Origin of the sequence: Methanobacterium alcaliphilum, from assembly GCF_023227715.1 — an archaeon.
Lineage (GTDB): Archaea > Methanobacteriota > Methanobacteria > Methanobacteriales > Methanobacteriaceae > Methanobacterium_E > Methanobacterium_E alcaliphilum.
In genome coordinates, this window is the sequence record NZ_JALKIF010000019.1 from 1 (window position 1) to 25,339 (window position 25,339).

The 25,339-nt window shown below is 33.6% G+C and carries 24 protein-coding genes, 1 tRNA gene and 1 other RNA gene; 13 read left to right on the plus strand and 13 right to left on the minus strand.

The window, feature by feature from the left end:
* Positions 1 to 140: 140 nt before the first annotated feature.
* Entirely contained in the window at positions 141 to 1,067 is a 927-nt protein-coding gene (gene map / locus MXE27_RS11290; RefSeq protein WP_248612550.1) for a type II methionyl aminopeptidase, read from the minus strand.
* Positions 1,068 to 1,240: 173 nt separating this feature from the next.
* On the opposite strand from map, the gene MXE27_RS11295 reads away from it, so the two are divergent.
* The 3 genes from MXE27_RS11295 to MXE27_RS11305 all read left to right on the plus strand — a co-directional run bounded on the left by MXE27_RS11295 (position 1,241) and on the right by MXE27_RS11305 (position 2,345).
* Complete coding sequence (locus MXE27_RS11295) at positions 1,241 to 1,666, plus strand: hypothetical protein (protein WP_248612551.1); 426 nt, start codon at positions 1,241 to 1,243, stop codon at positions 1,664 to 1,666.
* A gap of 3 nt (positions 1,667 to 1,669) precedes the next feature.
* The gene (locus MXE27_RS11300; RefSeq protein ID WP_248612552.1) at positions 1,670 to 2,167 is read left to right on the plus strand and encodes a hypothetical protein; all 498 of its coding nucleotides are present in this window, start codon (positions 1,670 to 1,672) and stop codon (positions 2,165 to 2,167) included.
* 103 nt (positions 2,168 to 2,270) lie between these two features.
* Positions 2,271 to 2,345: transfer RNA gene (locus tag MXE27_RS11305), tRNA-Met, on the plus strand.
* 110 nt (positions 2,346 to 2,455) lie between these two features.
* On the opposite strand, the gene MXE27_RS11310 is transcribed toward MXE27_RS11305, so the two are convergent.
* Positions 2,456 to 2,941 carry a hypothetical protein gene (locus MXE27_RS11310; RefSeq protein ID WP_248612553.1) on the minus strand — a complete coding sequence of 162 codons (486 nt, stop codon included), beginning with the start codon at positions 2,939 to 2,941 and terminating at the stop codon, positions 2,456 to 2,458.
* 422 nt (positions 2,942 to 3,363) lie between these two features.
* On the opposite strand from MXE27_RS11310, the gene MXE27_RS11315 reads away from it, so the two are divergent.
* From MXE27_RS11315 to MXE27_RS11340, 6 genes are all read left to right on the plus strand, one after another.
* The gene (locus tag MXE27_RS11315) at positions 3,364 to 7,026 is read left to right on the plus strand and encodes a DUF11 domain-containing protein (RefSeq protein WP_248612554.1); all 3,663 of its coding nucleotides are present in this window, start codon (positions 3,364 to 3,366) and stop codon (positions 7,024 to 7,026) included.
* A 79-nt stretch (positions 7,027 to 7,105) separates the two neighbouring features.
* Complete coding sequence (locus MXE27_RS11320; RefSeq protein ID WP_248612555.1) at positions 7,106 to 7,384, plus strand: hypothetical protein; 279 nt, start codon at positions 7,106 to 7,108, stop codon at positions 7,382 to 7,384.
* A gap of 146 nt (positions 7,385 to 7,530) precedes the next feature.
* Complete coding sequence (locus MXE27_RS11325; protein ID WP_248612556.1) at positions 7,531 to 8,286, plus strand: response regulator; 756 nt, start codon at positions 7,531 to 7,533, stop codon at positions 8,284 to 8,286.
* An 85-nt stretch (positions 8,287 to 8,371) separates the two neighbouring features.
* Positions 8,372 to 8,675, plus strand: an RNA gene (rnpB, locus tag MXE27_RS11330) — RNase P RNA component.
* A gap of 69 nt (positions 8,676 to 8,744) precedes the next feature.
* Positions 8,745 to 9,455 (plus strand): ABC transporter permease, encoded by a 711-nt coding sequence (locus MXE27_RS11335; protein ID WP_248612557.1) that lies wholly within the window; start codon positions 8,745 to 8,747, stop codon positions 9,453 to 9,455.
* Positions 9,448 to 10,107, plus strand: coding sequence for an ATP-binding cassette domain-containing protein (locus tag MXE27_RS11340; RefSeq protein ID WP_248612558.1), 660 nt, complete (start codon positions 9,448 to 9,450; stop codon positions 10,105 to 10,107). The genes MXE27_RS11335 and MXE27_RS11340 overlap by 8 nt, the downstream gene beginning before the upstream one ends.
* A 171-nt stretch (positions 10,108 to 10,278) precedes the next feature.
* Here MXE27_RS11340 and dnaJ read toward each other — a convergent pair whose 3' ends face one another.
* The 3 genes from dnaJ to grpE all read right to left on the minus strand — a co-directional run bounded on the left by dnaJ (position 10,279) and on the right by grpE (position 14,098).
* Positions 10,279 to 11,418 carry a molecular chaperone DnaJ gene (dnaJ, locus tag MXE27_RS11345; protein ID WP_248612559.1) on the minus strand — a complete coding sequence of 380 codons (1,140 nt, stop codon included), beginning with the start codon at positions 11,416 to 11,418 and terminating at the stop codon, positions 10,279 to 10,281.
* Between the two features lie 180 nt (positions 11,419 to 11,598).
* The gene (gene dnaK, locus MXE27_RS11350) at positions 11,599 to 13,452 is read right to left on the minus strand and encodes a molecular chaperone DnaK (RefSeq protein WP_248612560.1); all 1,854 of its coding nucleotides are present in this window, start codon (positions 13,450 to 13,452) and stop codon (positions 11,599 to 11,601) included.
* Positions 13,453 to 13,540: 88 nt separating this feature from the next.
* Positions 13,541 to 14,098, minus strand: coding sequence for a nucleotide exchange factor GrpE (gene grpE / locus MXE27_RS11355; RefSeq protein ID WP_248612561.1), 558 nt, complete (start codon positions 14,096 to 14,098; stop codon positions 13,541 to 13,543).
* A gap of 175 nt (positions 14,099 to 14,273) precedes the next feature.
* On the opposite strand from grpE, the gene MXE27_RS11360 reads away from it, so the two are divergent.
* Entirely contained in the window at positions 14,274 to 14,744 is a 471-nt protein-coding gene (locus MXE27_RS11360) for an ArsR/SmtB family transcription factor (RefSeq protein WP_248612562.1), read from the plus strand.
* Between the two features lie 409 nt (positions 14,745 to 15,153).
* Here MXE27_RS11360 and hypF read toward each other — a convergent pair whose 3' ends face one another.
* Positions 15,154 to 17,457, minus strand: coding sequence for a carbamoyltransferase HypF (gene hypF / locus MXE27_RS11365; protein WP_248612563.1), 2,304 nt, complete (start codon positions 17,455 to 17,457; stop codon positions 15,154 to 15,156).
* Positions 17,458 to 17,652: 195 nt separating this feature from the next.
* On the opposite strand from hypF, the gene larB reads away from it, so the two are divergent.
* Positions 17,653 to 18,429 (plus strand): nickel pincer cofactor biosynthesis protein LarB, encoded by a 777-nt coding sequence (gene larB / locus MXE27_RS11370; protein WP_248612564.1) that lies wholly within the window; start codon positions 17,653 to 17,655, stop codon positions 18,427 to 18,429.
* Positions 18,430 to 18,437: 8 nt separating this feature from the next.
* Here larB and MXE27_RS11375 read toward each other — a convergent pair whose 3' ends face one another.
* Positions 18,438 to 18,773 (minus strand): winged helix-turn-helix transcriptional regulator, encoded by a 336-nt coding sequence (locus tag MXE27_RS11375; protein WP_248612565.1) that lies wholly within the window; start codon positions 18,771 to 18,773, stop codon positions 18,438 to 18,440.
* A 347-nt stretch (positions 18,774 to 19,120) separates the two neighbouring features.
* Between MXE27_RS11375 and MXE27_RS11380 the strand changes: the two genes are divergently transcribed.
* A complete protein-coding gene (locus tag MXE27_RS11380; RefSeq protein WP_248612566.1) occupies positions 19,121 to 19,636 on the plus strand; it encodes a nitroreductase family protein in 516 nt (171 codons plus the stop codon).
* Between the two features lie 86 nt (positions 19,637 to 19,722).
* Here MXE27_RS11380 and MXE27_RS11385 read toward each other — a convergent pair whose 3' ends face one another.
* From MXE27_RS11385 to MXE27_RS11410, 6 genes are all read right to left on the minus strand, one after another.
* Positions 19,723 to 20,430: a 4Fe-4S double cluster binding domain-containing protein gene (locus MXE27_RS11385; protein ID WP_248612567.1), complete on the minus strand. Its 708-nt coding sequence runs from the start codon at positions 20,428 to 20,430 to the stop codon at positions 19,723 to 19,725.
* A 235-nt stretch (positions 20,431 to 20,665) separates the two neighbouring features.
* Positions 20,666 to 21,130: a GNAT family N-acetyltransferase gene (locus MXE27_RS11390; RefSeq protein WP_248612568.1), complete on the minus strand. Its 465-nt coding sequence runs from the start codon at positions 21,128 to 21,130 to the stop codon at positions 20,666 to 20,668.
* A gap of 14 nt (positions 21,131 to 21,144) precedes the next feature.
* Positions 21,145 to 21,837 carry a class I SAM-dependent methyltransferase gene (locus MXE27_RS11395; protein WP_248612569.1) on the minus strand — a complete coding sequence of 231 codons (693 nt, stop codon included), beginning with the start codon at positions 21,835 to 21,837 and terminating at the stop codon, positions 21,145 to 21,147.
* Positions 21,838 to 21,876: 39 nt separating this feature from the next.
* Positions 21,877 to 22,851: a prenyltransferase/squalene oxidase repeat-containing protein gene (locus MXE27_RS11400; RefSeq protein ID WP_248612570.1), complete on the minus strand. Its 975-nt coding sequence runs from the start codon at positions 22,849 to 22,851 to the stop codon at positions 21,877 to 21,879.
* 16 nt (positions 22,852 to 22,867) lie between these two features.
* The gene (locus MXE27_RS11405) at positions 22,868 to 24,019 is read right to left on the minus strand and encodes a nicotinate phosphoribosyltransferase (protein ID WP_248612571.1); all 1,152 of its coding nucleotides are present in this window, start codon (positions 24,017 to 24,019) and stop codon (positions 22,868 to 22,870) included.
* Positions 24,020 to 24,069: 50 nt separating this feature from the next.
* Positions 24,070 to 24,429, minus strand: a complete 360-nt coding sequence (locus MXE27_RS11410) for a hypothetical protein (RefSeq protein ID WP_248612572.1) — start codon at positions 24,427 to 24,429, stop codon at positions 24,070 to 24,072.
* Between the two features lie 228 nt (positions 24,430 to 24,657).
* On the opposite strand from MXE27_RS11410, the gene MXE27_RS11415 reads away from it, so the two are divergent.
* The gene (locus tag MXE27_RS11415) at positions 24,658 to 25,260 is read left to right on the plus strand and encodes a GNAT family N-acetyltransferase (RefSeq protein WP_248612573.1); all 603 of its coding nucleotides are present in this window, start codon (positions 24,658 to 24,660) and stop codon (positions 25,258 to 25,260) included.
* The last annotated feature ends 79 nt before the right edge of the window (positions 25,261 to 25,339 follow it).

Consider the following 25,339-nt stretch of genomic DNA (forward strand, 5'->3'; position numbering starts at 1 on the left):
ATACACGGAACAATCAACTACCTACGACGCAAAATGCAAAACTGGACACAAAAACACGGGAAAAATATCAACCCCCAATAACTTTACAACCCCCATAAAAACAATATATAAAAGAAAGTTTTATTTTAATTTTATTTCAATTATTCTGTAATTATTTGACACCCCTCCTTTTCAACTATGACGGTATGTTCTGCTTGTGAAACCCAAGCTCCACTTTTTTCTCTTAAAACATGGTATGGATAGATGGCTCTTGATTTTATTAGGAGGCGCATGGATGCATTTAATCGTTTTTCTTCAAATGAGTCTATAAGCCATCTTTGGGAAAAAGGAAGCATTTTATATTCTGTTTTTATTTGATTTAGTACTTTTTTGGCATGCAACATTCTCATAGGGCGATCCCTTAAGAATTTAAATATATATGTTTGGGGCATATCTGTAACATAGCCCACACCATCAGTGGCAAAAGGTTCAATTGCCAATACATCTCCTTCTTCTAGTTTATGGGAGTTTCTTTCAGATATATTGGGTATGGAAAGTCCTGAATGCAATATCCATTGATCCATACTATGGCCTGTGAGATTTGCAACAGGAACAAATCCAAAACTATTAATTGTTTCTTCAACAACTTTGCCGATTTCTTGAAGTTCCACTCCTTTCTTAATAATGCTTAGTGCGTTATTTAATGCTTCACGTGAAGCATCGATCATTTTTAAGTTTTTTTCAGCTAATTCTTCTCCATAATCATTAGTTGGCAGGTCTTGGTAACCATCAACAAGAACACTTGTGGCACTATCTGCAATAAAACCATTTACTTGAGCACCTAAATCTAATTTGACTAAATCACCCGAGTTTATAGTTAAATTATCGCCAGCAGGTGATGTGTAATGGGCGGTCACCTCGTTAATCGAGACATTACAAGGGAAAGCAGGATATCCTCCTTTTTCAATTATCTGCGTTTCTACGAAATTTACTAGATCTATAACAGGTAAACCATTTTTTATTAATTTTAAAGCGTCTGATCTAACTTGGGATACTATTTTTCCAGCTTTTTCATAAGATTCTATCATAAATATCACTAATCATGAATTTTATTTAATGAGGTAGTATAATGATTCTTTTTAGAAACAACTAACCTTTATATTTATAAGAATAATTATAATTTGGAATTAATTAGTTTAATATGTAGTAATAAGAATTTTTATATATTATGCTATACAAAAAATTAAAAGGAGGGAATTAAATGGCTGCAAGTATGATGATACCTCAAAACATTTTTCTGATTATTATAGCAGTGATATCTTTAATCGCGATAATAGTCGTAATGCTTCAATGGAGACGGGTTAAAGAAACTCAAAATAATATTGCACTCATGGATAAACAAATTGAACTTAAAAAAATTTCCCTGGTTGAAAAAGATTTAGAGTCTAAACGGTTGATGGAAAATGCTATTCCTCTCCCAAAAGATCAGCAGGAAAATTTGGCTAAAATTCGAAGAAGTACTTCTGAGCTCATGAATGAAGTTGGGTATCTCCACACTGAAATAAGTGAAAGATTGGCCCGTTTAGAAGCACAAACTGAATTCAAAAAGCTACAAAAAATGCTCAAAGATATTGAACAAAAAGAATCTGAATTAGATAAAAACGTTAAAAAAATAAAAGGGGACTGAATAATGGATCCCATAGAATTACTGGCTATTTTGGTACTTGCTGGTGCTATCGTAGTACTTCTCTATTATTATCTTCAAAATTCTAGCAGCACCAGTGTTGGAAAATTTAAAACGCAAGTATATGGTTTGGGAGATAAAGTAAGCGGGGGACAAGAGAACATGTCTGAAATGGGAGAAAGAGTATCTGGTGTAGGTGAAAAAGTTTCTGGTATGGGGGATAAAATAATGGGAAAAGTGAAAGATGTTCCCATAAGCACTGATTTACTCTCTAATAAAATTGATATTTTTTTAAATGAAAAGAGTGACGAGTTAATTAAGGATTGGTCATTAGCTACAAAAAATGATATCAATGACCTTGAAAAGAGGATGTCAGTAGTTACTAGAAATATTGATGAGCTAGAACACAGATTCAATGAATACAGGGGATTCACCAATAAAAAACTGGAATCTCTTGATAAAAGGATTAAAAAACTGGAAGATGAAGAAGAAACAGAAGACTAATCTCATCATATCATAAAAAATACTTTTTTATTCCTATTTTTTCTGCATAATTTTCTAATTTAAGGGAAACCTTTATATAGTGTAATCACTAATCTTAAGTTACAGCGGGGTGGGGTAGTCTGGTGATCCCGCGGGGCTCATAACCCCGAGAGCCCTAGTTCAAATCTAGGCCCCGCTATTTCTTTTAATAAAATGTTTTTAAATTAATTTTTGAGTTTTATTAATTATTTCTTATTATTTTTGCTTGTGATTTTCCGGGGTTTGAAAAATAATTTTTTATAAAATGATTTAACCTACTTTTTTTAAGTAAATAGGTGGTATTTTTCCAATACCTTCAATTTCATATTTGGTATCTGTTGTTTCTTCTAAAGAAGATATTAACATATCTAGAATGAAATATAATGTTAGAATAGACTTCAGATTCTTTTCTAGGTCGGAATCATTTTCATGGCCTAATTTAATTATTATATTGTCATTTTCCCGGGTGATATTTAATTGGTATTCTTTTTCAGGGCCAAATTGGTTAATAACGTTTTCTATACTTTTATTTTCCAGATTCAGATCCATTTTTAATTTTTTTAAAAATTCAGGATTAATATAATCTAAAATTTCACGGGTTGTGTGGTTCTTTTCTATGGTGTCTTCAGCCCAGTCTTTCATAGCATCTGCTACGGCACTACTATACCATCCTTTTTCAAATTGATATTTTTGAGAAGCCTTTTTTCTAAATTTTAGATCTACATCGGAGCTTATGGCTATGGTCACCCTTTTCAAGAAATCACCTGGACAATTATTTGTAAATTTGAATATATTTAATATTATACTTAATACTCCTAAACTTTGTGCATATGTGGATTAGTGCAGAAACATCATGAAAATTAAATAATTATATCTAATATTTCGGGGTTAACTCTTTTTTTGGTGTTTATTTTAGTTTTATAAGATTTAATTTACTAATTTCATATTTCTGACTATTTAATATTTTTAATCAGGAATGGGGGCATAATATTCAATTTAAATTCTCATTTCAATTTATTTTTTTTCCTGTATTAAATGAGTCAGTCATACTTGCACTTTTTCACACTTGCACAAATTCGCATTTCACATAGTGATAATATAATTATAAGTATTAATACGATTATTGGAATTTGAGTGCTATATTATAAAATTGAAGGGGTGATATAATTAAAAAAATTATGGTACTACTGCTAATCTTTGTTGCACTATCAATAAGTGGGACAGTATCAGCAGCAGATACAAATTCATCAGTAAATTATGAATTTAATGATACAAATATAGATCAGATAAACTCTGATAATCAAAGTAGCACTGTTGTTCCAGATCCCATAATTTCGGGAATAATTATGGATAATTCTACTCATAAGGGACTTTCCAATGCTTCCGTTAAAATAAGGGATTCTACTGGTACAATTGTTGCTCAAGGACTAACGAAAGAAGATGGGTCTTACTCCATTAGTTTTAACAATTCAAATACTCTGTTTAATGTAATAGCGAGTAAATATGGCTATGTGACTATGGCCCGAGATATAATTGTTGCACGGGGATTAGATCCTGTGGATCCAAATTTTTATGGAACTGCAAATTTCCAGCTTGTGGCCATACCATATTCCGGTAATGCATCAAGCACCCTTTTAAATATAGGTGCACTTGCAAATATTCTACTGGAATTAAATGTGGGAAAAAGTAGTGCATGGGTAGATACTCAGAATATGCCTTATTCTCAGAGTGAAGCTACTCCTTTAGAAGTTAAATTATTAACCGGAAATCTTTTAGAAGGTCTTTTGAATGTGGAATCAACTACTAACCAGGGATTTGTGCAGGGCGGAATAAGTGAATCAAACTTACCTGATGTGTTAAAAACATTAGGACTATATGTTGGCCTTTTGGAAGCAACAGCCAATTCAACTATTGACCCAACACAATCATCTAGTTCAAGTAATTTGGCCTCTCTAAGATTAGCATTATTAAATATCATTGAAATTATCAGGTTAGGTGCAATAAATTCTAATAGTGCTGTAATACCTGATTTCAATACTGGAACCTTAACCAGTACATCAAGCTGTGGATTAATCCAAAGCATATCATTGTTAGGAGGCATTTTAGAAATAGATGCTTTCAATGTTAATGCAATTGCTTCAGCAAATGGTAATCCTGGGGGAGCCACTGCTAGTTTTGATTGGAGTGCCGCAGATATAAAACTCCTGGGTATAAGTATATTGGACCGATTAAAAGTAGAAGGTTCAGTAACTCTTCCAGGGGTATTGAAAATATCATTAGGCACGGGAAAAGAAATCACATCTGCTGATGGAACTCATGCAAAAGCAAGTGGTAGTGCTCTAACCATTGAACTTTTGAATTTAATACCAGGTAGTCTTTTGGCCATAAATCTTGGTCAAGTTGCAGCAGAGGTAACAGTGCCTTTGGGTGGCATAGGCTCACCAAAGAGTGATTTGAGTGTTATTAAAACAGTAGATAATCCAGTTACTAACTATCTACAGAATGTTGTATTCACTTTAGTTGCACGAAATAATGGTCCTGATGCTGAATCTTCAGTGTCTGTGGTTGATAAGTTGCCTTTTGGTTTGGAGTTTGTTTCTGCTGATGGTGTTTATGATTCAATCACTGGTTTGTGGAATGTTGGTAACTTAGCTAGTGGCGCTTCCGCTGTTTTGCACATAACGGCTAAAGTCATGGTTTCCAATATTAATCTGACTAATATTGCCGCAATATATGGTGGAACTAACCTTGATTTGAATTCCACTAATGATCAATCTAATGTTACGATTAATGTTGGTCCGGCTTCTGATCTTAGTATTGTTAAGATTGTAGATGATATCAATCCAAAGTATTTGCAGAATGTTGTTTTTACTTTGACTGCACGAAATAATGGTCCTGATGCTGAATCTTCAGTGTCTGTGGTTGATAAGTTGCCTTTTGGTTTGGAGTTTGTTTCTGCTGATGGTGTTTATGATTCAATCACTGGTTTGTGGAATGTTGGTAACTTAGCTAGTGGCGCTTCCGCTGTTTTGCACATTGTTGCTAAAGTAGTTGTTTCTAATGTGAATTTGACTAATTTGGCTGTTGTGTCTGGGGCTAATTATGACCAGAATTCCACTAATAATCAGAATAATGTGACTATTAATGTAGGGCCTGCATCTGATTTAGCTATTTCAATTACTGTGGATAATGCGCATCCGGAATACTTGGATTATGTCACGTTCACATTAAATGCAAGTAACAATGGTCCTGATGATGCAGTCAATGTTAAGGTATATAATACTTTACCAAATTTACTAAGATATGTTTCAGATGATTCTAACGGTGCATTCAATCCCATATACAATTCAACTACTGGTTTGTGGACTGTTGGACCTTTATATAAGGGAGAATCTGTAATATTACACATAGTTGCGCAAGCTATGGCTTCTAATGTAGAATTAACTGATTATGTATATATTACTGATCCGGATCCTACAGGGAACATAGAATTCTTTGATCCAAACTTAAGCAATAATTATGCAAGCGTGTCATTAGACGTGGATCCTGTTAATGATTTAGTTTTAACAAAAACTGTGAGTAAAATAAATCCTAATTATTTGGAAAAGGTCACCTTCACATTAAAAGCTACTAATATAGGACCAGACACTGCTACTAATGTAAAAGTAGTAGATATAATTCCAGCAGGACTTAAATTTATTTCAACAAGTGGTAACTATGATTCTAAAACAGGAACATGGAATATTGGAAATTTAGCAAAGGGTGCAACTGCTATCTTAACTATTGTAGTACAAGTAACTACTTCCAATACACAGATTGTCAACATTGCTAATATCACTGGAAATGAATCTGATTTAGATTCGACCAATAATAAAGCAAATGCAACTATAAATGTAGCAGCGGCTTCAGATCTTAGCATAACTAAGGTTGTGAATAATGCATCCCCTAAATATTTGCAGAATGTTGTTTTCACTTTAACTGCACGAAATTTGGGCCCTGATACTGCTAATGGGGTATGGGTAGTTGATAAATTACCTAGTGGATTCTTGTTTGTTTCTGCTGATGGTAATTACAATTCAAATACTGGTGTATGGACTATTGGTAACTTAATTAAAAATGGGGTGGCTGTTTTGCATATTACTGCCAAAGCTATCAGTCCTAATTCTAAGTTAACCAATGTTGCAGTTATTAATGGAACAAACTATGACCCGAACTCGGCCAACAATAAAGATTTGGTAATAGTTAATGTAGGTCCGGCTGCGGATCTAGCTGTAAAAATATCTGTATCTAATTCCAAGCCGAAATATCTTCAGAAAGTTAAATTTACCATAACTGCATATAATCACGGGCCAATGAATGCTAAAAAAGTTTATTTAACTATTAAGATGCCTTCTGGTCTTAAATACGTCTCAAATGATTCAAAAGGTAAATACAATCCTAAGACTGGCGTTTGGACAATTGGAAATCTAAAAAATGGAGGCAAACTTGTTTTACGTATCGTGGAAAAAGCTATGAAATCCAATGTTCGATTGACAACCACTGCAAAAATAACTGGAACTCCTATCATAACGGCTATTAAATCGACTTCTGCCATTGCTGCAGACCCTGGTGCTGCTTATGGTTCTAAGCAATCTTCTGATAGTTCAAGTACTGATCCTGATCTCAGCAATAATGAGGCTAGTGTGACGGTTGAGCCTTATGATGATTCTCAACCGGTTGAAAATGAAGCAGATGGTAAAGATACAGTGGCAATGCAACCCACAGGGATTCCAATTGTTGGTTGTATATTGGCTATTTTACTTGTTTCAGTTGGAATAGTGGTACCTAAAATAAAGAAATAGAATAAAGGCTAATGCCTTTTTCTTATTTTTTTTAAGCCATAGAATAAATTTTAGAAAAATAGTTTAGAGGTTAAAAAAAATGAAAAGATTAGTAAAAATAATGGCTATACTTTTTGTCTGCGGATTTTTATTAGCTCCAAGTGCATTCGCTGCTAATGATAGTTCAAGTACTGATCCTGATCTCAGTAATAATGAGGCTAGTGTGACGGTTGAGCCTTATGATGATTCTCAACCGGTTGAAAATGAAGCAGATGGTAAAGATACAGTGGCAATGCAACCCACAGGTGTACCTATGTTAGGGGTAATTTTAGCATTTTTTATGATAGCTACTGGATTTTTAACAGTTAATAAAAGGTAATTTATTAAAAAAAATTTTTAAATCTATTTTTTTTATTTTTAAAGATTAAAATTCACTTTTCAAATCATCCACATATCAAAAATAGACATATCTTCTTCTGTTTAATTTAATAACTTTTTAATATAAGATTTAACAATTTAGTAATTATGTCAAGTCATAAGATAATGGTCGTAGAAGATGAGGAGATATTAAGATTAGGTACCACTCTCCACCTAAAATCTTTTGGCTATGAAGTTGTTGGGAATTTTAGTTCAGGTGAAGAAGCTTTAGAAAAACTTTTAGACATCAAACCTGATGTGGTGTTAATGGATATTGAATTAGCTGGAAACTGGAATGGCATTACAACTGCAGGCAAAATTAAAGAAAAGTGGGATGTTCCAATAATCTATGTTTCTGTTCATGCGGATTCTAAGACAATAGAACATGCTAAATCTACGAAACCTTTTAGATATATGAGAAAACCATTCAATGATGAAGAACTTCAATTCACTATAGAAATGGCTGTTAAAACTCATAAAAATCAGAAAAAATTATTAGAAAAGATTAAAAATTACCATGAAATTATTTCAAAAATACCTGGTTTGTTATACCGGATTGATACAGAATATAATGTTTTTCTGCTTAATGATGCATTAGAGAAAATTTCAGATTATAAAACCGATGAAATTAAAAATAACGGGTATTGTTTTTTTTATTCTTTAATTGTTTCAGATGATCGTGAAGAGATATTAAATTATCTAAACAATAATATTCATTCAAAAGAACCTTTAAAACTAAATTACAGGATTAAAAATAAAAAAGGCCAACTAAAAAATATTCGGGAAATAATAAACCCTGTATTTGAAAATGATGATCTGATTTGTATTGAAGGTCTAATTTTGGATATCACTGGAAAAAATTAATTCTTAAAAACATTTATTAATGACTTTTATAAATTCTATTATTGAAACGAAATTATGTTTTGTTTCTAATTTTAATGGTTTAATGGTAAGCTGAAGGGCAGCCACCGGTTTCCCGTAAGGGTTTAAACTGAGGAAACTCCACCCATCACACAGAACCACGGTGTTTTGATGCACCTGTTGAGAAACTGGACTCTGGAGCAGAAACGACACGTCTTTTAATGGATGAATATGATGCCTTTTTAATAGGTTGAAGGACATTAAAAGGAGCGGTGAAACGGCCAATCCGTGGGATGCAAGGGCAAAATACTGCTAATGATATCTGATTGAAGCAGAGGTAGTCCGCCTAGATGAATGCTGCCGAAACAGAAGGTGGGTTACTCTTAGCATGCCATTAATACATTATTAATCATACTCGCAATCTATTTTTATTAGTTTTTATAGAATAAATTAAGAAAAAAATGGGAATTTATAAACTTTCTTATCAAAATTTGCGCCGTAATAAATGGAGAAACATATCCACTATATTAAGAATCGCTTTGGGAGTTATAATCCTCATATTGCTTTTAAGTTCAGGAATTGGACTGAACAGCTTTTTAAAAGAAGGTCAAACTTTGCCGGGATATATTTTTTCTAACCCTTCTGATAATTCAACTACTAAATTTAATTTAACTGATAATCAAATTGTAAATTCAATTACGGTTCTAATTAACTCTACATTGGGCATAGATATTACAAGTTCTGAAGGATTAATGCAATTAGAAAATTTAATTAGCAACTTAATTTATTTTTTGGATTTCATGGCCAGTATAATATTTCTTGTAGGTATTTTTGGAATTACCTATGCAATGGACATTAATTTACTTGAAAGAAAAAGAGAAGTAGCTTTACTAAAGTTAATGGGATTCACATCTATTCAAATAGGTTTAACTCATTTACTGGAAGCATTTTTATTAGGATTTATTGGGGCAGTTATTGGTAGTGTTGTGGGTATTTTTGGAATTGTTCTGGCGGCAAATATTATTAATATAATTCCATTATCTTTACTTTTGCCATGGTGGCTTCCAGTAGTTGTTATTTTAGTAACTGCATTCTTGAGTGCTGTTTTAGTTGCTTTTTCAGTATGGCAAAGCACAAAAACTGATCCAATTGAGGTTTTAAGGCATGGATAATTTAATCATGGAGTTTAATGATGTTGAAAAAACATACAGAGATGCTCAAAACGAAATAAACGTACTAAACAGTTTTGATTTAAAAATCAAAAAAAATTCTATAACTCTAATTACAGGACCTACTGGTTCAGGTAAGACCACGATCTTTAACCTGGCTAGTCTTTTGGATGTGCCAGATTCTGGTGAAATATTTTTCACTGGTAAAAAGGTATCGAGCATGTCTAAAACAGAGAGAAGCAAGATCCGGCAAACTGAAATAGGCACAATTTTGCAATGGGGCAATTTATTACCGTATTTGACTATTTTAGAAAATTTAATGCTTCCTATGCATGATAAAAATGAAAAATTTGCATTAGAACTCATGGGACTATTGGATATTGGGGAGATCAAAAATGAACTTCCAGAAAATATTTCTCTTTTTCATCAGCAAATTGTCGCGCTGGCAAGGGCATTGATTAATAAACCTCAAATTATTCTTGCTGATGAACCTTCAGGTGATCTGGATAAAGAAAAAACAACTAAATTAATAGATTTTTTTTGCAAGATAAAAATTGATGCATCAGTTATAATTTTTTCTAATGATCAGGACTTAGATCATTTTGCAGACCATTCTTTTTCAATAAAAAATGGAAAGCTAAAATCTAATTTTTAAGTATATACTTGAAAAAAACTTCTTTAGTGATATTCTATGTTGTATGATATATATGTCTTGACTAATCGATTAATATTTCATCCATCTCTACAATTTAATAAATAAAATCAATAATAAAATAAATAGTAATTCTTTTAACTTTCATTTACAGATAGCTAAAATGAATTATATTCAATGGTTAATGGCATCTTTAACTTTGTCAAAGAAACCTTTATCATCGGTGTGGATTTCATCTCCACTGATTTCTGCAAACTCTTTTAAAAGTTCTTTTTGTTTTGAATTTAATTTTCGCGGAGTTATAACTTTAACCTTCACGTAAAGATTCCCATTTCCATTCCAACGTAAATGTGGCATCCCATGGCCTTTTATTCTGAAACTAGTACCACTTTGTGTTCCGTAGGGTATTTTAAGATCTATTGATTTATCAAGTGTCGGTATTTCAACAGTATCTCCAAGAGAGGCCTGTACAAAGCTAATGGGTTTTTCATAGTAAAGATTAGCCCCTTCTCGTTCGAACAATTTGTGATGTTTGACATTGATCATTACATATAAATCACCGGCAGGCCCTCCACGAGCACCTACTTCTCCTTCTCCAGGCACTCTTAATCTTGATCCGGATTCTACACCGGGAGGTACTTTAATGTGAATGGTGCTGGTTTGTTTTACTATTCCTCTGCCATGACAATTACTACAAGGGTGTTCAACAATGTTTCCTTCACCTTGACAGTCTCGGCATGGGCTTATGTTCACCATTTGCCCTAAAAAGGTGTTATTTACTTGTCGGACCTGCCCGGTTCCTCCGCAAGTTTGGCAGGTTTTTGTGCCTGTGCCTGGTTCTGCACGCGAACCATTACATACGGGGCAAGTTCGGCTATGGGGAACATCTATATCAGTTTCTAATCCGTTATAAGCATCTTCAAGAGTTATATCTAAATCATAGTACACATCGGCTCCTCTTTGGGGCCCGTGATGTCTTCTTCCCCCTCCAAAGCCAAACATATCGAATATATTGCCCACATCAAATCCAAATCCTTTAAAAATGTCATCAAAGTTAATATTATTGAAAATATCTTCTTGTGAGAATCCGTTCATACCCGCATGCCCAAATTGGTCATAAGTATTTCTTTTTTCTTCGTCTGATAAAACAGCGTATGCTTCACTGATTTCTTTGAATTTTTCAGATGCTTCGTTGTCCTCACTAACATCAGGATGGTATTTCATAGCCAGTTTACGATAGGCTTTTTTAATCTCTTTTTTATCGGCTCCTTTATCTACACCCAGAACCTCGTAATAATCGCGCTTTTCTGCCATTTATTATTCACCTGTTAGATTGATATGTTGATGATTTGATAATAGAATCAGAGTTAAATTTGTTATATGTATACTTTAAACAATTATGAATAGTTAGTGTGATTATAGTTATATTTTATTAAATTAGTTCAAAAATTAAAAAATTAAGGAAGTAGTAATGATCTTACTAAAATTCCTTATTTATTTTTTGACTTCGTAGTCTGCGTCTATGTGCTCGTCGTCTCCAGCGTCTTGTTGAGCATCTTCTTGTTGTGCTTGTTGTTGAGCCTGTTCTTGTTGTGCTTGCTGGTAAATAGTAGCACCGATTTCCTGAACTACTTTTGTCAATTCTTCGGTTTTTTCTTTAATAGCTACTATATCGTCCCCTGCAACTAAATCTCTGAGTTCGCTGACTAATTTTTCTACAGATTCCTTTTTATCTCCAGAAACTTTGTCTCCCAGTTCTTCTAAGGTTTTTTCAGATGTGTAGATCATGGAATCTGCATTGTTACGTACTTCAATTTCTTCCTGTTTCTTTTTATCTTCTTCAGCATTCATTTCTGCTTCTCTAATTTTCTGATCTATTTCTTCCTGGGATAATTTGGTTGAAGCAGTAATGGTTATGGCTTGTTCTTTTCCGGTTCCCATATCTTTTGCAGAAACATTCATGATACCATTTGCATCTATATCAAAGGTTACTTCAATTTGTGGGACTCCTCTTGGGGCAGGGGGTATTCCAACTAACTGGAACCTTCCAAGGGTGGTGTTGTCATGTGCCATTGGCCTTTCACCTTGGAGGACGTGAATATCCACGGATGTTTGGTTATCTGCTGCAGTGGAGAATATTTGGCTCTTTTTAGTAGGTATTGTGGTGTTTCTCTCAATTAATTTTGTTGAAACATTACCAAAGGTTTCAATTCCTAAGGATAATGGGGTTACATCTAGGAGAACGAGATCTTTAATTTCTCCAGCTAATACTCCACCTTGAATGGCAGCTCCCATGGCTACACATTCCATAGGGTCAATTCCTCTTTCAATTGGTTTACCTATATAATCTTCAACAAATTTTTGGACAATAGGCATTCTGGTAGGTCCACCAACCAATATGATCTTATCTATATCTGTTTTGCTCATTTTGGCATCAGATATTGCTTGTTGCATAGGCCCTGAACATTTTTTAATTATCGGATCAACTAGTTCTTCTAATTTAGCCCGAGATAAGGTGTGTATTAAGTTTTTAGGCCCGTCAGCAGCCACAGTTATGAATGGTAGGTTAATTTCTGTGTTTAAAGTGGTAGATAATTCAATTTTGGCTTTTTCTGCAGCTTCTCGTAATCGTTGAACTGCCTGGTCATCTACCATTAGGTCTATTCCGGTTTCTTTTTTGAATTCACCGGCTAAATAGTTCATAATGGTATTATCCATATCAGTTCCGCCTAGTTTGGTATCTCCACTGGTGGATTTTACTTCGAATACACCTCCACCAAATTCCATAATGGTTACATCTAATGTGCCCCCACCAAAGTCGAAGACCATGATTTCTAACTCTTCTTCTTGTTCTTTATCAATACCATAAGCTAAACTAGCTGCGGTTGGTTCATTCACTAACCTTACAACATCTAAACCTGCAATGGTCCCAGCGTCTTTGGTAGCGGTTCTTTGGTTATCGTCAAAGTAAGCAGGCACGGTGATAACTGCTTTTTTAACTTCTTCTCCTAAAAATGCCTCGGCATCTTTTTTAATCTTTTGGAGGATGAATGCAGATATTTCTTGAGGAGTATATGCTTTACCCTTCACATTTACTTTGTGTGAAGTCCCCATACTTCTTTTAATAGCACTAATGGTATTTTCGGGATTGGTTACCGCTTGGCGTCTGGCGGGTTCTCCTACTAATCGTCCATCGTCAGTAAATGCCACATAACTTGGGAAAGCTTTCCCATATTGGGATGCTCCTTCTGCTGCAGGCACCATGGTTGGTTTTCCACCTACTAAAACAGATGCTGCGGAGTTACTGGTTCCTAAATCAATACCAATAATTTTTTCTTTTTTTGCCATAAATTCACCTCTAATTTTTAATCAATTTTACATACTATATCAAATTTAATGCTCTAAATGTTTATTAAATAACAATAATGATATTAAATCACTTTTTACAGACTTTAACCATGGAATATTTAATCACTTTATCTTTTAAGGTATAACCTTTTGATAATTCATCTATAACCATACCATTTTCAAAATCTTCATGATCTTCGGCCATGAGTGCTTCATGTTTGAAAGGGTCGAATTTTTCACCATCTGTAGGAATTTCACTCAAACCTTCTTTTTCTAGAGTGGTTTTTAACTTGTTGTAAATAAGTTCCAAACCTTCACGAAGGTCTTTTTCACTTTTACAACTTTCTAATGCTCTTTCAAAGTCCTGATATACATCTAATATTTTTAGAATAAGACCTTCATTAGCATATTCAATGGTTTGAGCCTGTTGTTGAACAATATGTTTTTTGTAATTATCAAAATCCGCCTGCATTCTCTGCATCTGGGCAATATATTCGGCCAATTTTTCTTCTTTTTCAGCTAGCTCTTTTTTTAATTCATCCAGAGTACTTTCTAATTCGCTTTGATTGTCTTCTTTATCTTTTAAAAGCGACTCTTTCTTTTTTAATTCTTCTTTGAGTTTTTTTAAATCGTTATCGCTGGCCATTAATTCACCTTTTTGTGATTTAAATAAAATGAAAATGATTTTTTATTCAACTCATTTTCTCATGTTAAAGTTACCAAAGGTTATACTATCACAACCCCGTATTGATTATAGTTACAAAAGGTTATATAAACCTTTCGACAATAGTATTTTGATGACTCAAAATTCATTTGATAACATGGATATAGAGGCTATACTTGATGTAATGGGATGCCGTACTCGGCGAGAAATAATCAACTTACTTCGTGAAGAGCCTAGATTTGTAAGTCAAATTTCTAGAGAGCTTGAAATAGGTCAAAAGGCTATAATTGAACATTTAAGGGCAATGGAAGAGTTGGGACTTTTAACATCTTCTTTTAAGAAGATTGAAAGGGGCCGTCCCAGGAAATATTATGATATGTCACATGACATTACTGTAAATATTATCATAAATCAGGCTACTTTCCAGGTAGACATCACAGACGAAGCATTAACTAGAAAACAATTACCTTCTGGGGAAGAATGGTCAAAACTGCTTAATGTGGAACATAAAATTCGTATGGGGCACTATGAGGCCATAGAAGAACTTAAAAGCTTGATAAGATTGTATAGCACTCTTAAAAAAAGAGCTGAAGAAGTTTTAGAGGACGTTGAAGGAACTCAAGAATAATGTGAGATTTATAATATTGGCTTAAATCTGTCTATTAATCAATTTTAATAAGATTTAAATTCTGGTCCGTTTTCTTTTATTTCTTTTTATAATTATTTATAAAAGAACACGATTTTCTGGACCATCCCTGTTAGCCAATATTGTTTAGTATTTCAACAGTTTTTTTTTTTTAAAAAGCAGATAATTATGGTTAATCAAAGAATGAGGGTGTGGAAATCCCAAATTCTATGATTTAGACATCTTTTTTTTGGTGGATAAGGAGGTTTACATAGACCCATGATGTCTTTATTTTTCACCACAAAATTAATTGGAGTTTTTATTATTTAAAGTTTATTTTAATTTTATTAAAGTAAAATGGAAAAAATAATAGTTCATATGCAAATGATTAATTTTTAAAAAACTTATTTATTCACTTATATTTTATAGCTGCAAGAGATGCCTGACCTAATGACACAGAACCATCACCAGCACATGAATTTTTGTGTTGTATAAACTTAAACCCATTATTTTCAACAAAATCTTTAATTGCTAAACTTATGGCCTCATTATAGAATACTCCTCCAGATCCTCCAATCACCTCAACATTTCTTTCCTCTGCTGATTTAATGGCCATAGTAGCTAAACCTTCTGAAACAGATTTTTGAGCAGCATAGGCAATTTCACTTATTTTTTCCCCTTTTTCTTTAAGATCTAAAACTCCTTTGAGAATTAATGAGGTATCCAGAACCTGCCTATTTTTATATTTTTTAATTTCAAAAGGAATTTGGAGTTTTCCTGATGCTTTATATGCCACAGACTCTAGTTTCATGGCACATTCTCCTTCATAACTTCGCTCACCACAGATATTTAAAGCAGCAGATATGGCATCCAGAACTCTTCCAGTACTGGTAGTCATATTCACATTGAAATTGCGCTCTAGCTGGTGCATTGTCATTTTTATTTCTTTTTTTCCATGAGGGAAATAATCTTGATAATTTTCCATCAATTGAATGAATTTATTTGGATCGTAGTGATCTTGAAGCATAGAAATTAACATTCTAGCAGGATATTTTGAACAAAGATCTCCACCGGCCATTTTTTGAGGTAATAAACTTCCTGTTCGTTCGTAATCTCCGTTTTCCATATTTATATATAATATCTCACCACCCCAAGCGGCCCCATCTTCCCCATAACCCACTCCGTCAGCAGCAATGCAGACCATTTCCATCTCTTCATTATCTATAGCTAGAGCTGCAGCATGGGCGTGGTGGTGCTGCACAGGAAATACTGGACAGGAATAATTTTTACTAATTTTTTTAGCCATTTGGGTTGTAAAAAATTGAGGATGTAAATCACAGGCTACAACATCAATAGTATCAGTCTGTGTAATGTTCATAAGATATTTTACAGCTTCCTGAAGGTATTGGAAAGTAGCAAATTTACTGGTATCCCCTATATGTTGTGAGGGATAACAATTTCCACTTTTTAAAATGGAAAATGTAACATCGATTTCAGGGCCTAAAGCCAACACATTCAAATCTTTTGATATATGGGATAAATCATATGGTTCTGGAACATAACCTCGAGATCGGCGGATAAATGCCAGGTCGCTGCCTCTAAAACGGACCACGGAATCATCACACCTATTTACAATACGTCGGTTATGTAGCAGGAAGTAATCAGCAATTCCTTTTAAATTCTTTAAAATCTCTTCATTATGAATTAACATGGGTTCGCCAGGCATATTGGCTGAAGTCATAATGTAAGCCGGCTCATTTGTGTATTTAAAAAGCAGGTGGTGTAATCCAGAATAAGGGAGCATTATCCCAATATTATGTAAATCTGGTGCAACACTGGGGTTGAAAAAATAATTCTCATTTTTCTTTAGCACCACAATAGGCCTTTGCCGGGAGGTTAAAACAGATTCTTCTTCTGGAGTAATTGAAGCAAAACCACGTACCGTATCTATATCTGGAGACATGCATGCAAATGGTTGATTAAAACGTTTCAATCGTTTTCTTAAATTCAAAACAGGTTTTTCTTCAGTTACTTTACATACAAGATGAGTACCACCAATGCCTTTCATGGCTAGGATATTTCCTTCATCCAGCAACCGAGCGGCTTCTTTAATTGGATTTGAGCAGACTAATTTTTTTTGATGATAGAGAAATAATTCAGGACCGCATTCTTCACAGCAGGTAGCTTCGGCATGGTATCGCCGATTTTCTACATCAGTGTATTCTACTTGGCAGTTGGAACATAATGGAAAGTCTTCCATACTGGTACGCTCTCGGTCATAGGGCACAGATTCTATTACTGTAAAACGGGGCCCACAATCGGTACATGCAGTAAATGGGTAAGAATATCTGCTATTTTTAGGATTGTTTATTTCACTTAAGCAGGCTTTGCATATGGCTACATCGGGTGGTATCACTGAGGACCCTGAAAAATTAGAAGAACTCTTTAAAATGATAAAATCAGAATATTCATAATGGTCGTTGTTCAACCATTCTATTTCTAGAGATGAGATTTTTGAGATAGGTGGTTTTTTTTCTTGCAGGTCGTCCACAAAATTTTTGATCTGCTTTTTTCCACCTTCTAAGCCAATTTCAACAACATTACCCAAATTTCGAACATATCCATTTAGCTGTAATTCTTTAGCTAGGCGATAAACGGTAGGTCTAAAACCCACTCCTTGCACGATTCCCTGTACTAATATTCGGGCCTTTGCCAATTTTATACCTCAAGATTAGTAGTTTTTTTAAAATTTTATAAAAATGGATAAATTAATGGATTTAATGATTTTTCATGGTTTAAATACAAATTAATACTTGAATAAGTTTTCTTCTTATTTTTTTCATTATTTTCAACTGTATCATCATTCTTTTATAATATCCATCCTTATATATTCATTAGGGAAGTGATTGTTATGAGGCAAATTCTAGAAAAACTTTTAAATGGAAAAATTTCTCTTGAAGAAGCTGAAAAATTAATAAATTCGGATCATATAAGAGAAGTTGAGGATTTTGCCAAGTTTGACATGCATAGGGAATCCAGAACGGGGTTTCCAGAAGCTATTTATGCTCCTGGCAAAAAAGACTCAGAAATTATTAAAATTATCATGCATTGTGTTGATAATGGTCATATGATGGTAACTCAACTGGAAAAAGAAAGATATGATAATATCAAAACTGAATTAACCTCCTTAAAAGAGCAGGATTTCAAAATAAAATATCATGAACGGGCAAGAATTTTAGTCATAAAAAAAGATACTGGGGAAAAATATACTCATGGTAAAATTGGTATAATTACTGCAGGCACATCAGATATACCTGTTGGGGAAGAAGCAAGAATAGTAGCAGAGGAGTCCGGTTGTGAAGTCATAACTTCTTATGATGTGGGTGTGGCAGGTATCCATAGATTATTTTCACACTTGAGCAGAATGTTGGAAGAAAAAGTGCAGGTTATAATTGTGGTGGCTGGTATGGAAGGCGCACTACCTTCTGTGGTAGCGGGTATGGTAGACATTCCTGTGGTGGGAGTACCTACATCGGTGGGCTATGGTGTGGGTAAAGATGGATTTACCGCACTCTATTGTATGTTACAGTCCTGTGCCCCGGGAATTGCAGTTGTAAATATTGACAATGGGTTTGGGGCAGCAGTTTTCGCAGTTACAGTGGTTAAACAGTGTAAAAAGCATAATTAATTTTTTAATTAATCTTCGGAGGGTTCGCAGTATTTTTTACCCCATTCACATAGAGAATCAAATATGGGCAGGACTGATTTTCCTTTAGGGGTGAGACAATATTCTACTTTGGGTGGAACTTCTGCATAGACTTTTCTATTAATAATTCCATTTTTTTCAAGTTCTCTAAGTGTTTTTGTGAGCATTCTTTGGGTTATCTCCGGTATTTTCTTATTAATCTCATTAAATCTTAATTTTCCATCTTTTAAAGAACAAATTATTAATGATTTCCATTTTCCACCAATCTCATTAATTGCTGCCTCAACTGAACATATATATTCTCCATTTTCTTCATTTAATGGCATAAATTCACCTTTTAATTTTAGTATACTACTTGTCAGTCAGTACCCTAACTGTTCGTATATATTAATAATGTCTGTATATATTGCTTATGTTAGTACCACCTTTAAATACAATAAGTAACTTTATTATATTGTCGAACATTAAGAGGTGAAAATATGCTAGTAAGATTTGATTTACAACATTTCTGTTGCGGTCCAAAAGGATGCGAAATAGAAGTAGAATACGGCGAAATGATGGACGCTGAACAATAAATAAAATTTTTCAAATATTATTTTTTCATTATTAATTTTATATTTTACTATGCTCTGATTTTTAAGTTATTAAATGATATTATATTCTAGTGATTTCTATGGAAGTTTTTGAGGCTATTTCTACAAGAAAAAGTATTAGAAAGTATAAAAATAATGAAGTTGAAGATGAAAAACTTGAGAGAATTTTAGAATCTGCTAGGCTGGCTCCCTCGGCCAAAAACAAGCAGAAATGGAAATTTTTGGTAGTGAAAAATGATAAAACACGCTTAAAACTTGCAGAGGCGGCATACAACCAAAAATTTGTGGAAGAAGCACCAGTAACTATTGTGGCTTGCGCTACAAATTCAGAGTATATAATGCCCTGTGGACAATATGCTTACACGGTAGATGTATCTATCGCTGTTTCTTTCATGATTTTAGAAGCTACAGAACTAGGATTGGGAACGTGTTGGTTAGGTGCTTTTAATGAAAACACAGTAAAGGAAATTTTAGACATTCCCGAGTATATTAGGGTTGTAGCAATGTTCACCTTGGGATATGCTGCAGAAGAAGGATCAATTAAAACTTCCCGAAAAAACATTGAAGATGTAGTTTGTTTTGAAAAATATGAATAAGTAATTCAAATAAAATATTTTATAGGGGTAATAGGGCTTTAAAAAGGAATGTGCTTTTTAGTGTATCAAATAAGATTTTAATCAGATCATTTACCTTTTTTGCCGTGTGGGCAAACATTAATGCAAAGACCACAAACAGGCATTTGCCCTGCGCTTTCTAATTCTTCAAAATATTTTTCACATTTATATGCATCATATCTTACTTCTCTGGGTTCTTTTGCATTAAATTCCTTTCCACTGAATGCATTAACAGGGCAAATGTCCACGCATCTATTACAATCTCCACAAGAATTTTCCATGGGGGTCCCTGTACTATCCAGGGGGGCATTGGTTAAGACAGTTATCCATCTTGCTCTGGGTCCTGCTTCAGGACTTATCAACAGACAACTTTTTCCAATCCATCCAATACCAGCTAGATGGGCGGCTAATTTATGAGAAAATACGGCAGCAATCTTTTCATCGTCGCATCGCTCTGAAGCAGGTATGGGTAAGACTTTAAATCCTTTTTTCTGCAACAAATCACTGATTTTATAAGATAATAAGTCTAGACGCTGATTGGTCACTTCATATGTATTCATGTAATTAACAGCAGCAAATCGTTCTTTCCGGTTAGGTAATTGATCTACCACATCATCTAATAATCTTATGCCTAAAGTGATAGCTTTTGGGTATTCATCCAGTAAATGCTGAGCATATTCTTGAATAAATGATTTAGCAGGGCTTAAATCTGCCACTCCTATAAACTCAACACCATCTCCTTCAGCTATTTCTTTTATTTCTTCATAAAGGTTCATTTAGCCCCCTCATTTCATCTATAAAAAATATAGAGTTATAATTTAAAATTAATATTATTTAAATAAATTGTCTTGTGATGGGGAATGATATAAATTTATATTAAATAGGCCTTCCCTTGAAAAGGGAATATTATCGGGGACATGAATTTAAACTCAATTTAATTAAAACTCCCCTAAAATGATTTTCTCATTGTATTTTGCCCTATTTTTTCTGATTTATAAATCATAAACTATATTAAGGAGTATTTTTATTCTCCAATACCATATGCCTGGGGAAAAAACCAAAATTTTTATAGAAAGGAAGTAATTCTTCATTACCTACTGCAACAACTATTTTAATGTCATCTGAACCGTTTTCTCGCATCCAATTCAGTGCTCTTTCCATTAGCTTTTGACCAATACCTTGGGATCTGTACTTTTTTTCCACAAAAATAGAATCAATTTCTCCAATATCTTGTGAAATAGAGCTAATACAATATCCAATATATGAATCCATATCCATATCTTTGGCCAGATCAATATTTATAGAAGTTTTATCAAGTAATTCTTTCCTCCTATTAATAAAACTTGTTTTTTTATATTTATCTGAAAAGTGTTGTGAGATATTTTGATGGTGAATCTTTATTTTTCCCCACAGGGGTTCAATAAGATCTATATCTTTGGTAGTTACGTAGGTAATATTTTTTTTTAAATCAGTCATTAAATCACCGGTGCTTATTTTTTACGCCCAAAAAGCACAACAAAATTATAATATTTATAATAAACATCTATATCCTCGAAACCTGCCTCTTTTAACCATTTTAAGTTTTCATCTAAGGTAGCGGGATTGTCAAATTTCATTCTTTCAATGGCTGGTTCTTTGTATTCATCATCAAGTTCACTTTCATCAATTTTATTAAACCAATTTTTTTGGTATGTTTCTTCACTAAATGGGCATGGACCGGTAATTTGATCTGCATTTATAAAGATACCACCTGAATTAAGATGTTTAAATATCTTCTGATTTAATAATTGCTTTTCTGTATGTTTTAAATGATGGATGGATAAAGAGGAGACCACTATATCAAATGAATCATTAAATGGTTGTTTCACATAATCTGCGGAAATATATTCAAAGTTTTCAAAGTCTTTGAATCTATCTCTGGCGATATTTAACATTTCTTCAGATAAATCGATTAACTGGAATTGAGCATCAGGATATTTCCCTAATAAGTATTTAGTTAAAAGACCAGTCCCTGCACCTAAATCTAATATTTTAGGGCTGTTTTTTTCACTTTGAGCTAATTCTACAAGTACGCAATACAAATCATCTAAGTTAGGAATAATAGATGCACGGAATTTATCATAAATGTTTGCACCAGCACTGAATTTTTCTTTTATTAATTCTTTTTTGGCTCGATTATCCATAAAAGCCAACCTCCATTCTAAAACATGTAAAAACTAATTTTATCCATAATATCCTTTTAAGATTCGACATATGGCTAATGTAACCCAGTATTTAAGATCTTTATCGCGAATCATCAAAAGTTTTAAGTCGAATACTCCCTCTTCATTTTGTTGTTTAACCAACCATTGCAGAGCATTATTTATAGGTGCTTCTTCTTTTTTAAATCCTAAATAATATAATGAATCCAGAGCCGTGACAATATTTGTAAACCAAAATGGAAAAGAAACGCTTTCCCAGTATTTTTTGTCTTGTCTATCAGGATATTTATCTCGCAGGAAGAAACGACTCATAAGTAATTTTCCAGCATGATGGGCTTCTTTTGATTGAGAGTAGTGAGGATGTACTGCAAATGCTCGAATAACCATTCCCGTAATTAAATGGGAGAATGGTTTCATTGGGTCGCTCTGGAGAGGACTTGACAGTTTTAAGGCATCAGAATACTTAATTTTCAAGGTTCTAAATGGAATAGTCCATCCACCATCATTTTGTCTTTGGGAAAGCAGCCACTGAAATCCTTTTTCAATACGGGGATCTTTAACATATCCTGCTTTTATTAAAAGCTCCATTATGGCAGAATGATAAGTAGTGGCGTATTGGGATCCGTAGATTCCTCTAAAATCCCCTTCATCTGTCTGACAACTGAAGAAATAATCTGCTGCTTTTTGAACCACTTTATGATTTTTATTAAACTCATATTTTTCTATAAGCTCTCCTAATTGTCTAAAAGTTTCTAATTGATTATAATTTTCTTGAGAGCGTAATTTTTTATTTGCCCCTGGATATTTCCAGGAGCCATCGCCTTGTTGTCTGCGTAAAATTTTTCCAGGCTCTGGAAGATCCCAAATAGTATCTATGGGGCCCACTTTTTCTTTTAAAAAGTCCCTTCTACTTAAATATTGTATACTGGGGTTAGTGGAATTAATTAAAACATCTAATGGATCATAATCTAATTGATTTAACCATTCTTCAGTCATAGCTTTCCCTCATAAATCACAGTTTTTTTATTTGATCAAGTACGTATCTTTTAATTTCATCCACAGGGGTTATTTTTTGCACGATCTGATTATTTTCTATCATTAGATTAACTAATTTTTTGTATTTTCCACCGCAGGAGCAGTTAGATATCTCTTTTTTAAGAGGTACAATCAGATGGCCCTGACAATCTTCACATTTTAATACATTTTTAGGCCCTGAAAACTTGCCTCTTTTGGATATGGGCGTGCCATTTATTTCCACAATATCCATAGAAAAATCCACTACTGGGGCATTACTAATAGAAGTTCCAATTCCATAGGCATCCACTAGCTCATTTAATTCTTCTAAGTCCGCTTCCTGTATGCCTCCACTAACAATAAATTTTACTTCTTTAAAACCTCTTAAATCTAGTTCCCATCGTGTTTCTTCGAGTATAGCTTTAAAATCACCTCTTCTTGAAGAAGGGGTATCAAATCGTATTCCGTAAAGCCTATCTCCCAAGTTTTGAGCCACGTTCAGTGCTTCAAATTTTTCATCATTAAATGTGTCAATTAGGGCCACTCTATTTACACGAGGGTCTATGATTTCATCAAAGGCCTTAATTGATTCTAGTGTAGATCCTATGCAAAGTACCAGTGCATGGGGGATAGTTCCCAGGGGATCTTCACCGACCAGTTCACCACTTTTAACAACAGATACGCCGTCACATCCTCCGATATAAGCATTTCTCTCTATCATAGGTGCTATGGCAGGGTGCATTCTGCGGGCACCAAAACTCATTACCAATCGTTCATCTGCCAACTTTTTGAATCGTGCGGCTTTTGTGGCAATACCTGTGGCCTGACAAATCATGCCTAAAATAGCAGTTTCAAAAATGCAAAAGTCCTGATAATTCCCTTCTATTTCCAGCACCACTTCTCTGGGATAAAAAACTGTGCCTTCGTTCATAGCCCTTACTTTAATGGGTAAGTCTTTAAGTAAATATAAAACTTCTTCTAATCCGGCAAAAACAGCCCAGGACCATTCATCGGGAAGGGATTTGGCTATAAATTCGGCTTTGACTTCACAATCAATATTTTTTTCTTTTAGTATTTGGACGGTACGCTCAAAATACACATCAGTAATTTTACCATCTAAAATTTCTTTTTCTGGGGCTATATGGAACATTAACACACCTTTAACTATTGGTTATAATTCAGGTAAATTTCAAAGTTAAATCACTTTTCCTGAAATAATTTTTCGGCTGGACAGCCTAATTCTCTTTGTTTGCAATGCTTACAAGTTAAAAAACCTCTAATAAACGCATTTCCTATTAATGATAATGATAACAATAATCCCATTAACAATAGAATTATCCAGGAAAAACTGGAAATTAAAATTATAACTCCTGCAATTAGTGGAACAACAAATATCAAGATATCGGGGATCATATCTTTCCAGCTAAGATCTAGCTGGGAAAATTTAGAAATATCTCCTTTTTTAAAAAATAATGCACTCAATTTGCCCTTGCCAAAACCACATACCTTACCATAGTAATAGCAGTTAACACAACTCTTTTTTAAAACACGAATTTCCAAAAAAAGGCAGTAAAATAGGTATAATATGCTATAAATAGTTCCTAAATTGAGTATTATATAAGCACCAATAATGTATATCGATATAGATAACAGATTGGATAAAAATACAATGGACATTGGATAGTGGTCATAGCAGTGTTTTTCCATATTTATTATTTAGATAAAGTTAATATTTTATGTTGTTGATTAATTTTTATTAGTTAATTGAATTTAATTGGATGAAAATTTATGCAGATGAAAAAGCTGGATGTAACTAAACATGATACTTTAAAAGTCGCAGAATTAATTTACTTTACAGATGCACATACTTACAAGCGAATTTTGAAAAATAAGGCTCAAGCAATATCTAAAATTGAAAAATTGGTTATCGAAGGGAATAACAGTATTGGTTATGAGAATGTTTTTGTAGTAACTGAAGAAGATGATCAAGTTTTAGGTGTTCTGGTGGTCTCTAAAGATAATTTAAGCAGTACTCGTAGCGAGATTAAGGCTTTTTGGAAGGTTTTTTCCTTAAGGGATACAATTAGATTCACTATTCTTGATTTGATAGATGCTGTATTTTTAGCAAAACTAAAACATGGAGATTTTTATTTGGCGTGTGTGGCGGTAGATGAAAATTGCAGGGGTCTGGGCATTGGTACTTTTATTTTAGATAGTGCACTGAAAATCGCCAGATCTGAAGGGATGCAAAAAGTAGTTTTGGATGTGGATATTGAAAATAAAGGAGCTAAAAGGTTATATGAACGCTTTGGATTTAAAATTTTCGGTAAAAATACATTACCGTGGATAAATGGTGAAAAAGGGATGTTTCATCTGGAATATGTAATTTAATTTTTTAATATTTTTCTTTTAAACCGTGGCTGTAAAGTTGTTGGGGGTTGGGACTTTGCGAAAAATTTTTTGAAAAAAA

Coding starts and splice junctions, on each gene's coding strand:
- map (WP_248612550.1), bottom strand. CDS start 1,067: ATGATAGAATCTTATGAAAAAGCTGGAAAAATAGTATCCCAAGTTAGA.
- MXE27_RS11295 (WP_248612551.1), top strand. CDS start 1,241: ATGGCTGCAAGTATGATGATACCTCAAAACATTTTTCTGATTATTATA.
- MXE27_RS11300 (WP_248612552.1), top strand. CDS start 1,670: ATGGATCCCATAGAATTACTGGCTATTTTGGTACTTGCTGGTGCTATC.
- MXE27_RS11315 (WP_248612554.1), top strand. CDS start 3,364: ATGGTACTACTGCTAATCTTTGTTGCACTATCAATAAGTGGGACAGTA.
- MXE27_RS11320 (WP_248612555.1), top strand. CDS start 7,106: ATGAAAAGATTAGTAAAAATAATGGCTATACTTTTTGTCTGCGGATTT.
- MXE27_RS11325 (WP_248612556.1), top strand. CDS start 7,531: ATGTCAAGTCATAAGATAATGGTCGTAGAAGATGAGGAGATATTAAGA.
- MXE27_RS11335 (WP_248612557.1), top strand. CDS start 8,745: ATGGGAATTTATAAACTTTCTTATCAAAATTTGCGCCGTAATAAATGG.
- MXE27_RS11340 (WP_248612558.1), top strand. CDS start 9,448: ATGGATAATTTAATCATGGAGTTTAATGATGTTGAAAAAACATACAGA.
- dnaJ (WP_248612559.1), bottom strand. CDS start 11,418: ATGGCAGAAAAGCGCGATTATTACGAGGTTCTGGGTGTAGATAAAGGA.
- dnaK (WP_248612560.1), bottom strand. CDS start 13,452: ATGGCAAAAAAAGAAAAAATTATTGGTATTGATTTAGGAACCAGTAAC.
- grpE (WP_248612561.1), bottom strand. CDS start 14,098: ATGGCCAGCGATAACGATTTAAAAAAACTCAAAGAAGAATTAAAAAAG.
- MXE27_RS11360 (WP_248612562.1), top strand. CDS start 14,274: ATGGATATAGAGGCTATACTTGATGTAATGGGATGCCGTACTCGGCGA.
- larB (WP_248612564.1), top strand. CDS start 17,653: ATGAGGCAAATTCTAGAAAAACTTTTAAATGGAAAAATTTCTCTTGAA.
- MXE27_RS11375 (WP_248612565.1), bottom strand. CDS start 18,773: ATGCCATTAAATGAAGAAAATGGAGAATATATATGTTCAGTTGAGGCA.
- MXE27_RS11380 (WP_248612566.1), top strand. CDS start 19,121: ATGGAAGTTTTTGAGGCTATTTCTACAAGAAAAAGTATTAGAAAGTAT.
- MXE27_RS11385 (WP_248612567.1), bottom strand. CDS start 20,430: ATGAACCTTTATGAAGAAATAAAAGAAATAGCTGAAGGAGATGGTGTT.
- MXE27_RS11390 (WP_248612568.1), bottom strand. CDS start 21,130: ATGACTGATTTAAAAAAAAATATTACCTACGTAACTACCAAAGATATA.
- MXE27_RS11395 (WP_248612569.1), bottom strand. CDS start 21,837: ATGGATAATCGAGCCAAAAAAGAATTAATAAAAGAAAAATTCAGTGCT.
- MXE27_RS11400 (WP_248612570.1), bottom strand. CDS start 22,851: ATGACTGAAGAATGGTTAAATCAATTAGATTATGATCCATTAGATGTT.
- MXE27_RS11405 (WP_248612571.1), bottom strand. CDS start 24,019: ATGTTCCATATAGCCCCAGAAAAAGAAATTTTAGATGGTAAAATTACT.
- MXE27_RS11415 (WP_248612573.1), top strand. CDS start 24,658: ATGCAGATGAAAAAGCTGGATGTAACTAAACATGATACTTTAAAAGTC.